At 71.3% G+C, this 12,840-nt stretch carries 13 protein-coding genes; 9 read left to right on the top strand and 4 right to left on the bottom strand.

All coding sequences use genetic code 11. The features are described 5' to 3' along the window. A partial coding sequence (locus tag VF647_20975; GenBank protein HEX8454567.1) for a BON domain-containing protein occupies nt 1-933 on the top strand: 933 nt, incomplete at its 5' end. 443 nt (nt 934-1,376) lie between these two features. Here the strand turns inward: VF647_20975 and VF647_20970 are convergent. The 3 genes from VF647_20970 to gpmI form a co-directional block, all read right to left on the bottom strand. Next, nucleotides 1,377-1,865, bottom strand: coding sequence for a BON domain-containing protein (locus tag VF647_20970; protein ID HEX8454566.1), 489 nt, complete (start codon nt 1,863-1,865; stop codon nt 1,377-1,379). A 17-nt stretch (nt 1,866-1,882) separates the two neighbouring features. Further along, complete coding sequence (locus tag VF647_20965) at nt 1,883-2,602, bottom strand: hypothetical protein (GenBank protein ID HEX8454565.1); 720 nt, start codon at nt 2,600-2,602, stop codon at nt 1,883-1,885. A gap of 464 nt (nt 2,603-3,066) precedes the next feature. Beyond that, entirely contained in the window at nt 3,067-4,653 is a 1,587-nt protein-coding gene (gene gpmI, locus VF647_20960) for a 2,3-bisphosphoglycerate-independent phosphoglycerate mutase (GenBank protein HEX8454564.1), read from the bottom strand. Nucleotides 4,654-4,826: 173 nt separating this feature from the next. Here gpmI and VF647_20955 point away from each other — a divergent pair, with 173 nt between their 5' ends. From VF647_20955 to VF647_20920, 8 genes are all read left to right on the top strand, one after another. Beyond that, nucleotides 4,827-5,855: a hypothetical protein gene (locus VF647_20955; GenBank protein ID HEX8454563.1), complete on the top strand. Its 1,029-nt coding sequence runs from the start codon at nt 4,827-4,829 to the stop codon at nt 5,853-5,855. 217 nt (nt 5,856-6,072) lie between these two features. Further along, the gene (gene aroF / locus VF647_20950; protein ID HEX8454562.1) at nt 6,073-7,101 is read left to right on the top strand and encodes a 3-deoxy-7-phosphoheptulonate synthase; all 1,029 of its coding nucleotides are present in this window, start codon (nt 6,073-6,075) and stop codon (nt 7,099-7,101) included. Between the two features lie 3 nt (nt 7,102-7,104). Next, nucleotides 7,105-7,461: a YraN family protein gene (locus VF647_20945; protein ID HEX8454561.1), complete on the top strand. Its 357-nt coding sequence runs from the start codon at nt 7,105-7,107 to the stop codon at nt 7,459-7,461. After that, complete coding sequence (locus VF647_20940) at nt 7,449-8,099, top strand: molybdenum cofactor guanylyltransferase (protein ID HEX8454560.1); 651 nt, start codon at nt 7,449-7,451, stop codon at nt 8,097-8,099. The genes VF647_20945 and VF647_20940 overlap by 13 nt, the downstream gene beginning before the upstream one ends. Then, nucleotides 8,086-8,643 carry a molybdopterin-guanine dinucleotide biosynthesis protein B gene (gene mobB, locus VF647_20935; protein HEX8454559.1) on the top strand — a complete coding sequence of 186 codons (558 nt, stop codon included), beginning with the start codon at nt 8,086-8,088 and terminating at the stop codon, nt 8,641-8,643. Before VF647_20940 ends, mobB begins: the two co-directional genes overlap by 14 nt. Beyond that, complete coding sequence (glp, locus tag VF647_20930) at nt 8,633-9,943, top strand: gephyrin-like molybdotransferase Glp (protein ID HEX8454558.1); 1,311 nt, start codon at nt 8,633-8,635, stop codon at nt 9,941-9,943. Before mobB ends, glp begins: the two co-directional genes overlap by 11 nt. After that, complete coding sequence (locus VF647_20925) at nt 9,933-10,898, top strand: hypothetical protein (GenBank protein HEX8454557.1); 966 nt, start codon at nt 9,933-9,935, stop codon at nt 10,896-10,898. The genes glp and VF647_20925 overlap by 11 nt, the downstream gene beginning before the upstream one ends. Further along, a complete protein-coding gene (locus VF647_20920; GenBank protein ID HEX8454556.1) occupies nt 10,885-11,586 on the top strand; it encodes an ATP-binding cassette domain-containing protein in 702 nt (233 codons plus the stop codon). The genes VF647_20925 and VF647_20920 overlap by 14 nt, the downstream gene beginning before the upstream one ends. Nucleotides 11,587-12,006: 420 nt before the next feature. Here the strand turns inward: VF647_20920 and VF647_20915 are convergent, their stop codons facing one another. Further along, nucleotides 12,007-12,783 carry an inositol monophosphatase family protein gene (locus VF647_20915; GenBank protein ID HEX8454555.1) on the bottom strand — a complete coding sequence of 259 codons (777 nt, stop codon included), beginning with the start codon at nt 12,781-12,783 and terminating at the stop codon, nt 12,007-12,009. Nucleotides 12,784-12,840: the final 57 nt, after the last annotated feature.

Raw genomic sequence — 12,840 nt, 5'->3', positions numbered from 1 at the left:
GGCGGCGGGTACGGGCAGGGCTTCGGCGGCGGCACCTTCATCGGGGCCGAGGGTGGCGCGAGCGCGGGGTACGGGCGCGACGACGACGACCTCGCTGGGCAGGACGAGCGCTTCCAGGGCGGCTACTCCGGCGGCTTCGGGTCCGGGGTCAACCGCCAGGGGTACGCGCGGGGGTTCACGCCGCAGGGCTACGACCAGCAGTTCAGGCGCGGGTTCGCACGCGGCCCGCGCGGGTATGACGGCGGCAGCGGCTACGGCGACTTCCAGCGCGGCGCGTTCGGCGGCGACTACGAGGCCGGCAATTACGGCGGCTTCCGCGGCGCGGCCGGGCGCGGGTACGGCGGCTACGGCGCCGACTACGGGCTGGACATGGGCCGCTACGACGTGGACTACGGCGGCTCGTTCATGGGCGGCGTCTCGCGCGGCGCGTTCGGCGGCTACGATGCCGGGTACGGCGGCTTCGGCGCGCGCGGCGGCGGGCTGGGGGGCGGGTACGGCGGCGGGCGCGGGTACGATGGCGGGTACGCCGGCTACGCGCGTGGGCCCTTCATGCCCGAGGAAGCGTACAGCCGCCACCCCGAGTACAATCAGCCGTCGCAGCGCCGCGGGATGGACACGATGGGCTACGGCTACTCCGGGCCGGATGACGACCTGTCCGACGACCAGGTGCTGCACGCGGTGCGCTCGCGCCTCCAGCAGGACCGCTGGGTGGACGCCAGCCGCATCAACGTGGAGGTGGAGGACGGGGTGGTGACGCTCACCGGCGAGGTGGGCGACTTCATGGAGGCCCGCTACGCCTGGGACGACGCGTGGGAGACGCCCGGTGTGCACGGGGTGGTCAACTCCCTGAACGTGCGCACCGACCTCCCCCACGATCCGCATGGGGACGTGGTGCCGCAGTCGGCGGGGGGGCATGGGTCAGGGGGTGGGTGAAGCCGGGCGCCGTATTGCCCGGAGGCTGAGACGCCGGGGGCTGAAGCCCCCGGCTGGAAACACGCGAAGACGGCTGAAGCCGTCTGGGGACCGAAGCCAATCCGCGACGGCGAATTTCGCGTGGTTCCAGCCGCCAATTCATTCGCTCCGGGGGGCAGGTCGCGGCGCATGGCAGAGCACGGGCAGCCACGTGGGGCTGCCCCTACGGAATTCGGTGGGTGCCGCGGACATCGAGGACGGGGCAAGGGTGGGCGCGATGAATCGCGCCCCTACAGGACATCCGCTTAGGAAATGGATCTCACCCGCGAGTCCGCGCAGGCGGACTTTGTGCGGTTGTTGCCGCGAGTTTACTCGCCCGGGCCACCCCGGGCCACCCCGGACCACCCCCTGGGCACCCGGAAACAAAACCGGGCCCCGGCTCTTCAGCCGGGGCCCGGTTTTCGTCAGTGGTCTTCGCGGCTGCCGTAGCCGTCGGGGACGGGGCGGGTGGGGGGCTCGTAGGGGATGCCCTCCTCGGCGGCGAGACCGGCGTCGTGGGTGCCGTAGGTCTGCTGCTCCAGGTCCTCCATCAGGTGGCCCGCCGTGTCCGACTGGTAGTGGAGGTCGGGCTCGCCCAGCTGGTCGTCCACCTCAACGTCCTGCACGAAGGCGTCGTCGGCAGCTTCGGGGGCCTCGCCGCGGTGCAGCTCGTCCACGATCAACTGGTTGTCCAGCTCGGCGACGCCCACCACGTCCGTCAGCGCCTGCGCGGCGATGGATGCCTCGCCGTCGCTGGAGACGCGGCCGGAGAGCGTCACGCGGCCGCCCTGCACGGAGACGTTGATCCACCCCATGTCCAGCTCGGGATACTCGCCGAGGTGCTGCACGACGACGTCGTAGATCTCGTCGTCGGTCATGTCCGTAAGGTCGAACGGGTTGAACTCCTGAGCCATGCGCCCCTCCGTGCGGGTCAGAAGTGGAACGCCGCCCCGACGCTCACCCCGGCGTTGCCGTTCCACTCGTTGATGTCTGCGTTGCGGTTGGCCGCGAAGCCTTCGGGCACCGCGAGCCGCCAGATCCGGTAGCTCAGCTCCGTGCGCAGCGAGAAGCGCGGCGTGGGAAACCAGTCGATTCCGGTGCCGGCGCCTACCGCAAAGGCGGGGCCGAAGTCGAAGCGCTCGTCGTCGGGCAGATCCTTCTCCCCGCCCTCCGCGCCGCCGATCTCCGCGGCGACGCCGCCGGTGCCCATCAGGTACGGCGCCAGGCCGCGCCAGGTGCGGTCGCCGGTGAGGTGGAAGCGGACGCCGGCCTCCAGCATCGCGATGGGCGCGCTCACCGTTTCGCCCGTGTCGATGACGCCCACGAACGACGAGTCCTGCCCCTCGGCCGCCGAGATCACCCTGCGCTCGCTGGGGACGAAGCTGAGCGCCACGTTCCCCGAGATCGGCCCGCCGAAGCGGCGGTTGTAGCGCGCCGTGATCATGGGCGCCGAGCGCGGCCCGAACTCCGCCGTGATGGAGTCGTTGACGGCCAGCTCGGGATCGGTGAACAGGTAGCCGCCCGTGACTTCCACCGACGACTTTTTATCGATGTAGCGGAATGGGGAGGGCACGGTCTGCGCCTGCGCGGCGCCGGCGGCCAGGGCGAGCAGCGCGAGCGCGGGAAGCAAGGTCCGCGAGAGTCGGTTCATCGGGATGACGGAGAAGGTTTGTTTTCTATACGCCAACGGCCCCGGACGGCGGCCGTCACGGGACCGTTATAGGCGGGGCAAGCTACCGTTTGTTCCACTGGGCGCGCAAGACGCTGCGGTGGGCGGAGTTGGGTGCGAGGGACGGAAGTGCGTGAGTGCGTTAGTGCGTTAGTGCGCTTGTGGTCGTCCTGAGAGAAGCGCCCGGCCGACCCCACGCGGTGCGCTCCAGCCTGCTGCGACGATCGAAGGATGTAGCCGGAGCCGGGCCGGGGACCGCGCAGCGTAGCTGTGCCCTCGGTACGCACAGTAGATCCTTCGCTCCGCGCCGCAGGATGGAGCACGGGAGAGGACGGAGAGGCGCGTCGCTCAGGATGACAGAAAATCGAGCACGAACCCATCCGTGCGCCCCTCCCCCAGGTTGTCGGAACGAGCGGGGAGGGGGCCCGCACTTACGCACTAACGCACTAACGCACTTCTGTTCCCCGCAGATCCCGGCCCGTCATCGCCGCGGGCTGCGGGACGCCGATGAGGCCGAGGATGGTGGGGGCCACGTCGCACAGGGCGCCGTCGTGGAGGGCGGTGGCGGTGCGGCGGCCCTCCGGCTCCACCAGTATGATGCCGACCGGATTGGTGGTGTGTGCCGTATGGGGGCCGTTGGTGGTGGGGTCCCACATCTGCTCGCAGTTGCCGTGGTCGGCGGTCACCAGGAGGGTGGTACCCGTCTCGCGGCAGGCGGCCAGCACCTGGCCCAGGCCCTCGTCCACCGCCTCCACGGCGCGCACCGCGGCTTCCATCACACCCGTGTGCCCCACCATGTCCGGATTGGCGAAGTTGCACACCAGCACGTCGTACTTCATCGACCGGATCGCCTCCACCAGACCGCGCGCCACCTCCGGCTCGCTCATCTCAGGCTGCAGGTCGTAGGTGGCCACCTTGGGGGACTGCACCAGGCGGCGGTCCTCGCCGGGGGGAGGGTCTTCGGCACCGCCGTTGAAGAAGTAGGTGACGTGCGGGTACTTCTCCGTTTCCGCCGTGCGAAAGGAGGCCAGGCCGTGCGCCGCCAGCACGTCGCTCAGCTTGTCCTGCAGCGGCTGCGGGGGGAAGGCCGCGGGGAACGGGTACTCCTCGTCGTACTGTGTCATGGTGACGAGCTCGATGCGCGGCGCGCCCGGTCCGCGGTCGAACTCCGTGAAGTTCGGGTCGGCGAGGGCGCGGGAGAGCTGGCGGGCGCGGTCCGCGCGGAAGTTGAAGAAGATGGCGCCGTCGCCGTCGCGCATCAGGCCCACGGGCGCGCCGCTGGCATCCATCAGCACGCGCGGGTTCACGAACTCGTCCGTCTCGCCCGTCTCGTACGCATCCTCGATCGCCTCGATGGGATCGCGGATGGGGAGGCCCTCGCCGTACACCATCGCGCGGTACGCACGCTCCACACGGTCCCAGCGGCGGTCGCGGTCCATCGCCCAGTAGCGGCCGCAGAGGGTGGCCACGCGGCACGCGCCCCGCTCCCCCACCCTTCCAAAGAGCTCCGTCAGGTAGTCGCGCCCCGAGCGCGGCGGCGTGTCGCGGCCGTCCAGGAAGACGTGGACGCGCACGTTCGGGACCTGCTCGCGATCCGCCAGTTCGCAGAGCGCCAGCAGGTGCTCGTCCACCGCGTGCACCCCGCCCGGGCCGATGAGGCCGATCAGGTGCAGAGTGGCCCCGCGCTCCTTGACCCCGCGGATCACGTGGAGGAACGCCTCGTTGGCCGCGAACTCCCCCGTCTCGATGGCGGTGGCGATGCGCTGCAGCGACTGCATGACGACGCGGCCGGCGCCCAGGTTCAGGTGGCCGACCTCGCTGTTCCCCATCTGCCCCGGCGGCAGCCCCACGGCCGGGCCGTGCGTGGTGAGGCGGGCACGAGGATAGTCGCCCTCCTCCCACAGGTGGCGCCAGGTGGGGGCGTTCGCCACCGTCACCGCGTTGTCGTCCGCGGGCTCGCGCAGCCCCCACCCGTCCAGGATCACCAGGGCGGCGCGGGGACGGGGTGCGGAGAGGTCGCTCGGATCGCGCATGTGGGCCGGGAACATACGGTTGGCTTGACGGGCAGGGTGGAGACTGCCTACCTTTGTCTCCATCCCGTTGGACAGCCAAATCTACTCCGCGCCCGGCCGCGTCCGCCACCCCGGCGGGCCGCCTCCGGCCCGCACCCGCTTCATCCGCCGCACACCCCCCGCAGGAGCCTTCCATGCCCGTTCCGGTTCGTGCCCTCGCCGTCCCCGCCGCCATTGCCGCAGCCGCCGCCGCACTGGGGATGTCGCCGCCGGCGCGCTCGCTTGCGCCGGTTACCTGGAGCAGCGAAGCCGCCGCGCGTCCCGATCCGGACGCCGCCGTGCGGCTGGGACAGCAGGCGTTCGGGCGCAGCGGCGCGCTGCGGGTGGTCACGACCGACCCGCGCCGGCCGCTGAGCCTCCCCATCGAGTGGACGGCGGAGCCCGCGCCCGAGGCCGTCTACCGCTGGCTCCCGGTGACCCCCGTCCGCACCGGCATCCTGGGCGGCGAGGCGAAGCTGGCCGTCGGACTGGTCGCCCCCGCCGACCCCGGCATCTACCGGCTGTCGCTGAGCGCGCCGGGCATCCAGCAGGTGATGAACGAGCTGCAGGTCATCACGCTGGTCCCCTTCTCGGAGAAGCGCGGCGGCTACCTGAACGGCTACCGCATCGGGGCGTACGAGACGGAGACGGATGGGATCGTGGACGCGTACGCGCCGCCCTCCGGCTTCATCGAGGTGACGCCCGAGAACCAGGACCTGCAGGTGTCCACGCACTTCCGCCTGCGGAACTTCCTCACCAAGGACCAGTTCGGCGTGTGGCCCAAGTACCTGGCGCTGGACATGCGCCTCATCGACAAGCTGGAGCTGGTGATGCAGGAGCTGAACGCGATGGGCGTGCGCGCGGAGAACGTGGCGGTGATGAGCGGCTTCCGCACCCCCGCGTACAACGTGCAGGGCCTCGAACAGGGACGTGCCCTCCTCAGCCGCCACACCTACGGCGACGCGTCGGACATGTGGATCGACAACGACCGCGACGGCTACATGGACGACCTGAACGGCGACGGCCGCCGCGACACGGACGACGTGATGGTGATCCGCCGGGCCGTGGACCGCGTGGAGGAGCGCTATCCCGAGCTCAAGGGCGGCGCCGGCGTGTACCCGGACAACGGCGCCCACGGACCGTTCATCCACATCGACGCGCGCGGCACCTTTTCGCGCTGGTAGCCGCGCCTCCAAAAAGCCTCACACAGAGACACAGAGGGTAAAGCGAGAACACGGAGAACCTCTCCCGGTGTTCTTGCAGGTTCCTCTGTGGCTCTGTGTGAGGCCATCTGTTTTTCCGTTCCTGCCGGTGGACGTTCGGTCGCGGCGCGGGTAGATTGCGTGCGGAAGTGCATCGAGCGAAGCAACCCGAACTGACGAGCCGGCCATGCTGGTCGTGATGAGACACGATGCGACCCCCGAGGACATCCAGGGCGTCGTCGACATGATGGAAGAGATGGGCTACGAGGCGCGCCCCATGCCCGGCAAGCAGCGCACCGCCATCGGGCTGGTGGGGAACGACGGCAAGGTCAACGCGGACCGGCTGGAGTCGCTCTCGGGCGTGATGGAGGTGATCCACGTCTCGCAGCCGTACAAGCAGGTGTCGCGCGAGTGGCGGGAGGAGCCCACCATCATCACGCTGGACAACGGCACCCGCATCGGCGGCAACGAGGTGGTGGTGATGGCCGGGCCGTGCGCCGTGGAGAGCGAGGCGCAGATCCTGAGCGTCGCCCGCCGGCTCAGCGCGGCGGGGGCCACCATCCTGCGCGGCGGCGCCTTCAAGCCGCGCACCTCGCCGTACGCCTTCCAGGGGCTCGGCGAGCCGGGGCTGCGCCTGCTGGACCGCGCCCGCGAGGAGACGGGGATGGCGATCGTCACCGAGGCGGTGGACCCCGAGAGCCTGGATCTGGTGGCCGAGCACGCGGACATCATCCAGATCGGCGCGCGCAACATGCAGAACTTCTCGCTGCTGCGCCGCGCCGGCCGCAGCGGCAAGCCGATCCTGCTCAAGCGCGGCATGGCGGCCACGGTCAAGGACCTGCTGATGTCCGCCGAGTACATCCTTGCCGAGGGGAACGGCAAGGTGATCCTGTGCGAGCGCGGGGTGAAGGGCTTCGACACGCACACGCGCAACCTGCTGGACCTCACCGCCATCCCGGTGGTGAAGTCGCTCTCGCACCTCCCCATCATCGCGGACCCCAGCCACGGCACGGGGCTGCGCGCCAAGGTGATCCCCATGGCGCGCGCCGCCGTCGCAGCGGGCGCGGACGGGCTGATGATCGAGGTGCACCCGGACCCGGAGCGCGCCATGTCCGACGGGGCGCAGTCGCTCTTCCCGGACCAGTTCGACACGCTGATGGACCAGATCGGCACCATCGCCGAGGCGATCGGGCGGGAGATGGCGGAGCCGCTGGCCGCCGCGCGCTAGCTTGTGTCCAACAAGCCCCTGGGCGACCGCGGCGAGGAGATCGCGGCGCGCCACCTGGCCCGCGCCGGCTGGACGGTGACGCACCGCAACTTCCGGCTCGGGCACAAGGAGATCGACCTCGTCGCGCGCCGCGGCGAGGTCGTCGCGTTCGTGGAGGTGAAGACGCGCGCGGGGTTGGGATACGGGCACCCGCTGGAGGCGATCACCGCGAAGAAGCGCCGCGAGATCGCCCAGGTCGCCGCCGCCTGGATCGAGCGCCACGGCGCGGACGGCGACGTGTACCGCTTTGACGCCGTGGCCGTGCTGGTGCGCGGCGGCGAGCCGGAGGTGGAGCACGTGGAGGATGCGTGGCGGATGTGAACGGCGGGGAATGGGGAATGGGGAATGGGGAATCGTGCTTCGGGGCGATTCTGGCCGGCGGGGCGAGCCGCAGGTTCGGGGCTCCCAAGGCGCTCGCGGAGGTCGGCGGGCGGCGGATCGTGGAGCGGGTGCGGGATGCGCTGGCGAAGGCCGGGGCGGAGGTGGTCGTGATCGCCAACGATGCTTCCCTGTTTGCGGATCTGGGGCTGGAACGGCGGGCGGATGATGTGGCCGGGGTGGGGCCGCTGGCGGGGATCGTGGCGGCGGTGCGGTGGGCTGCGGAGCGAGGCTACGCTGGGGCGCTGTGCGTGGCGTGCGACATGCCGTTTCTGCCCGCTGCGCTGCTGCGAAGGATCGCGGAGGGGGCGCGGCCCGTCATCGTCGTGCCGGAGAGCCGCGGGCGGCGCGGCGTGGAGCCGCTCTGCGCGTGGTATCCGGTGGAGTGCCTCGCGGTGGCCGAGCGGATGATGGCGGAGGGATCGTGGGCGCTGCACCCGCTCCTGGAGCGCTTCCCGGCCGAGCGCGTGCTGCTGGCGGAGGTGGAGCGGTTCGGCGATCCCGAGGTCCTCTTCCTCAACGTCAACACCCCCGCGGACCACGCGCTTGCCCAACGAATCGCGGCCGATGTCCCCTCCTGAGATTCCCCCCGCCGTCGCCATCGTCGGCAAGAAGAACAGCGGCAAGACGACGCTGGTGGTCGCACTCGCGGCGCGGCTGAAGCGCGACGGGTACCGCGTGGCCACCATCAAGCACGGCCACCACGCCTTCGAGTCCGACGAGCCCGGCCGCGACAGCTGGCGCCACTTCAACGAGGGCGAGGCCGAGGCCAGCATCATGTGCGGTTCCGGCAAGGTTGCGCTGACGATGCGCATCGACGGCGAGCCCGACCCCGCGCAGCTCATCCGCGACTTCTACACCGGGCGCGGCTACGACGTGGTGCTGGTGGAAGGCTTCAAGCACGGGCCGCTTCCAAAAATCGAGATCTTTCGCCGCGGCGTGCACGCGCATCCCGTCCACGAGCCGGGGAGTTCCGACGTGCTCGCCTTCGTCACTGACGACCTGGACCTGGAGATGCGCGCGGCCGCGGCCGGTTCCGCCGTCATCCCGCTCGACCACGCGGGGACGCACGTGGACGCGGTGGCGCGGTTGATCGAGCGATGCGTGATCGCCCATGAGCGCTGAGCGGCCGGCCGACTGGCTCTCCGCGAGCGAGGCGCTGCGGGCGATCCTCGGCGGAGTGGCGCCGCTGGAGGCCGTGGAGCGCCCGCTGCTCGACGCGCTCGGCTCGGTGCTGGCGGAGGACGTGTCGTCCACCGTCGATCTGCCGCCGTGGGACAACAGCGCGATGGACGGGTTCGCGGTGCGCGCGGAGGACGTGCGCGGCGCATCTTCCGCGCGTCCCGTGGTGCTGCGCGTGGTCGACGACGTCCCCGCCGGCCGTTTCGCCGCGCGCCCCGTCGGTCCGGGCGAGGCTATCCGCATCATGACCGGCGCTCCGGTCCCCGACGGCGCGGACGGCGTGATCCGCGTGGAGCACACCGATGGTGGCTCGGGGATCGGGACGGCGGAGGGCCGCGTCTCCATCCTCTCCGATGCGGACGCGGGGCGCAACGTACGCCCGCGCGGCGAGGACGTGCGGCGGGGGGCGGTGGTGCTGCGCGCCGGCTCCGTGCTGCGCGCGGCGGAGATCGGCGTGGCCGCGTCGCTGGGGAGGGCGCGGCTACGGGTGGTGCGGCGCCCCGTCGTCGCCGTGCTCGCCTCGGGCGACGAGCTGGTGCCGGTGGAGGAGTTCGCGGAGGTGGAGGCCGGGCGGCGCATCGTCTCCTCCAACAGCTACTCGCTCGCCGCCGCCCTCGCGGAGGCGGGGCTGGAGGCGCGCGTCCTGGGCATCGCGCCGGACGACCCCGCGGCTCTACGCGAGCACCTCGAGCGCGCGCGCGGGTGCGACGCCGTCATCACCACCGCCGGCATCAGCGTGGGCGAGCACGACCACGTGCGGCGCGTGATGGCGGAGCTGGACACCGCGGTGGCTTTCTGGCGCGTGCGCATCCGCCCCGGCTCGGCGATGGCGTTCGGGCGGGTGGGTGCGCTCGGCGGCATCCCCTGGTTCGGGCTGCCGGGGAACCCGGTCTCCACCGGCGTCACGTTCGAGCTCTTCGTCCGCCCCGCCCTCATGCGCATGTGCGGCCGCACCCGCATCCACGCGCCCTGGAGGTACGCGGTGCTGGACAACGCCTACCCCATGCGCGGCGAGCTGATGCACTTCCCCCGCGTCTCCATCCGGCGCGAGGAGGACCGCCACTTCCACGCGCGCCTCACCGGCTCGCAGAGCTCCGGCGTCTCCAGCTCCCTCGCCGCGGCCGATGGGCTGGCGCTGATCCCGCCCGGCCCCGGCCCTCGCGCCGGCGACGTGGTGCGCGTTGTGTGGATCGGCGGCGCGCCGCTGGTGGAGGAGCCGCCCTTCGAAGACGATGATGCCTGACATCCTCGTCCTGCACGTTCGCACCCTGCGGCGCGCCTTGGCCGGCCTCGCGCGCGCGGAGCCGGGGACGGCGCTCCTCTTCGCGCTCCTGCTCGCGATGGGCGGCTACCGGCTCTGGGGGTGGATGGGGAGCGCGCGGGGCTCCCGCGCCATCCTCGCGGCGCAGATCGTCCTGCTCGCCCTCGTGCACACGGGCCGCCAGGATGCGCGCTTCCTGAGGCTCGCCGGCCGCGACCCGCATCGCACCTATCTGCTGGAGTACATCACCCTTTCGCTCCCCTTCTGGCTCCTTGGCCTGATCGCGCCCGTCCCCGCCCTCCTAGCCGCGAGCGCGGGTGCTCCGCTGCTCCTTGCGTGGCTCCCGGCCGGAGGAGCCCAGCGGCTGGTGACGTGGAGCCGGAGCCGGCCGGTGCAGCGGCTCCCCCTCCCCGCCCGCGCGTTCGAGTGGACCTCGGGGGTGAGGCGCTACGGCGGCGCGATCACGGTCGCCTACCTGGCTGCCGCGGTGCTTTCCGGGTACCCTGCCGTGGCGCTCGGAGGGATCGTGCTGCTCGCCTGGTGCGTCTCGCTGTTCTACCTGGACGGCGAGGGGCACGAGCTGCTGGAGGCGTTTCGGCGGCCGGCGGCGGAGCTTCTGCGCTTCAAGGTGATGCAGGGGCTGGCGCTGTACGCGGCGCTCTGCCTGCCGCTCGTCGTGCTGTTCATGGTGCGGCACCCCGCGCTCGCCGGCATGCTGGCACTGGTGCTCGCGGGGAGCGCCGCGATCGTCGCAGGGGCCATCCTCACCAAGTACGCCGTGTACCGCGAGGGAGGACGGGCGGCCGTGGTCGGTCCGCTCGCGGTGCTGGTGCTCACGGCGTCGCTGGCGCTGCCCCCGGTGGCGGCGTTTCTGCTGTTCCGGTTCTGGCGGATCGGCGTGGTCAACCTCGGCGCCTACCTGGATGATCTCGATTGAGAAGCTGACCGTGCGCTACGGATCAACGCCGGTGCTGAACGGCGTCGACCTCGTGGTGGATGGCGGGCAGGTCCACGGCCTCGCCGGCCGCAACGGCGCAGGCAAGACGACGCTGCTGGATGCGCTCTACGGCTTCGTGCGTCCGAGCGGAGGCGTCATCCGCTTCCGTGGCGAGCCGCTGCGCAGCCGCGAGGTGGTGGGATACCTCCCCGCGCAGAGCTTCTTCTACCCCAAGATCACGGGGCGGGAGTACCTGGGCGTCTTTCGCGCGGGCCACGCCGGCTTCGACGTCGCGGAGTGGAATCGCGTCTTCGACCTCCCGCTGGAGCGCTTGGTGGAGACGTACTCGCTCGGGATGCGGAAGAAGCTGGCGCTGCTGGGGGTGCTGAGCCTGGGACGGCCGGTGCTCATCCTGGACGAGCCGTTCAACGGGCTCGACTTGGAAACGAACCAGATCCTCACCCGTCTCTTCCGCGAGCTGGCGGACGCGGGGCACACGGTGCTCCTCACCTCGCACATCCTCGCCTCGCTCACCACCGGCTGCGACGCGGTGCACCTGCTGTCCGCGGGGCGAATCGAGCGCACCTTTCGCGCGGGGGAGTTCGATGGAATCGAGGCGCACCTGCTGGATGGGGAGGTTGCGGGGAAGCTGGATCTGGTGCGGAGGCTGGTGGATCGAGGGGGGTGAGGGTGGCGAATCCGGTTGGGTCCCGAACAGCACCGGGGGATGAATCCCCCGGCTGGAACTACGCGAAGCCCACTGAAGTGGGCTCGTAGGCCGCGGCCAGTCCGCGAAGGCGGACTTCGCGTGGTTCCAACGGCGAATTTATTCGCTCTGGTACGCGGGGCTTTGGGAACGGGGCACCTCGAACGCCGCGTGGGATGGCGGGGGACGGTGCATTCCCGTGGCACGGGCAGCCACGCGGGGCTGCCCCTACGGGATCGGTTTCGAGGGCGGGAGTTCGTGTGCGGGAGAGGGCGGGCGCGATGAATCGCGCCCCTACGGTGCGGCGGCGGCGACGGGGTTGTGGGAAACAGGCGAATCCCGCCCGCGAGTCCGCGAAGGCGGACTTTGTGCTGTTGTTGCTGCGAGTTCACTCGCCGGCCTCTACCCCCGCAACACCCCCGCCGCCGCGTCGTGCAGGCGGCCGTTGGTGGCGAGGGCCGGGGTCCAGGCGCCGACGGGGGTGCCGTCGAATTGGGTGTAGCGGCCGCCGGATTCGCGCAGGATGACGTTCATGGGGGCGTAGTCCCAGTACGCACCGGAGATGGGGTCGCAGAGGAGGTCCATGCGGCCCGTCGCCACCAGGAAGTAGCCGTAGGCGTCGCCCCAGGTGCGGGCGAAACGGGTGGCGCGCAGCAGGCGGTCGAAGCCGGCGCGGTCCTCGTCGGTGGAGCGGTCGCGCCAGTGCTCGAGGCCGCTCGTCACGAGGCGCGCGTCGCGCAGGTCGTCGCACTCGGAGACGCGGGCGGGGCGGCCGTTCAGCCACGCTCCCGCGCCATCGGCGGCGACCAGTGTCTCCTTGAGGACGGGGAAGTGGCAGCAGCCGAGCGTAGGCACGCCCTCCTCCTCCAGCGCGATCAGGACCGCGTAGAGGGGGACGGCGGAGCTGAACGAGCGCGTGCCGTCGATGGGGTCCACGATCCAACGCCGCCCGCTCTTCGAGGGCACGTCCTCGCCCTCCTCGCCCACGATGCCGTCGTCGGGGAAGGCGTCGTGGAGGGCGGCGCGGATGAACTCCTCGGCCGCGCGGTCCGCGATCGTCACCTCGCTGCCGTCGCCCTTGAACTCCACGGCGGCGCGTCCGAAGTGCTCCAGCGTGATTTCCCCCGCCCCGGTCGCGGTGCGTACGGCGAAGTCCATCAGGTTGTCGCGGTCGTTCATTCGATCGGTGCCGGGTTCGGGTGCTGGATGGTTCGCGGCGTACAGAGTAGCAGTGGA

The organism is Longimicrobium sp., from assembly GCA_036387335.1.
In the GTDB taxonomy this organism is placed as follows: domain Bacteria; phylum Gemmatimonadota; class Gemmatimonadetes; order Longimicrobiales; family Longimicrobiaceae; genus Longimicrobium.
Note: the sequence above shows the minus strand (reverse complement) of the source record. Positions and strands in the feature narration are given on the sequence as shown.

Bases quoted from the DNA above. Each gene is read 5' to 3' on its own strand.
- mobB (HEX8454559.1), top strand. From the start codon at position 8,086: ATGTCCCCTCCTGAGATTCCCCCCGCCGTCGCCATCGTCGGCAAGAAG.
- aroF (HEX8454562.1), top strand. From the start codon at position 6,073: ATGAGACACGATGCGACCCCCGAGGACATCCAGGGCGTCGTCGACATG.
- VF647_20955 (HEX8454563.1), top strand. From the start codon at position 4,827: ATGCCCGTTCCGGTTCGTGCCCTCGCCGTCCCCGCCGCCATTGCCGCA.
- gpmI (HEX8454564.1), bottom strand. From the start codon at position 4,653: ATGCGCGATCCGAGCGACCTCTCCGCACCCCGTCCCCGCGCCGCCCTG.
- VF647_20970 (HEX8454566.1), bottom strand. From the start codon at position 1,865: ATGGCTCAGGAGTTCAACCCGTTCGACCTTACGGACATGACCGACGAC.
- VF647_20925 (HEX8454557.1), top strand. From the start codon at position 9,933: ATGATGCCTGACATCCTCGTCCTGCACGTTCGCACCCTGCGGCGCGCC.
- glp (HEX8454558.1), top strand. From the start codon at position 8,633: ATGAGCGCTGAGCGGCCGGCCGACTGGCTCTCCGCGAGCGAGGCGCTG.
- VF647_20965 (HEX8454565.1), bottom strand. From the start codon at position 2,602: ATGAACCGACTCTCGCGGACCTTGCTTCCCGCGCTCGCGCTGCTCGCC.
- VF647_20920 (HEX8454556.1), top strand. From the start codon at position 10,885: ATGATCTCGATTGAGAAGCTGACCGTGCGCTACGGATCAACGCCGGTG.
- VF647_20915 (HEX8454555.1), bottom strand. From the start codon at position 12,783: ATGAACGACCGCGACAACCTGATGGACTTCGCCGTACGCACCGCGACC.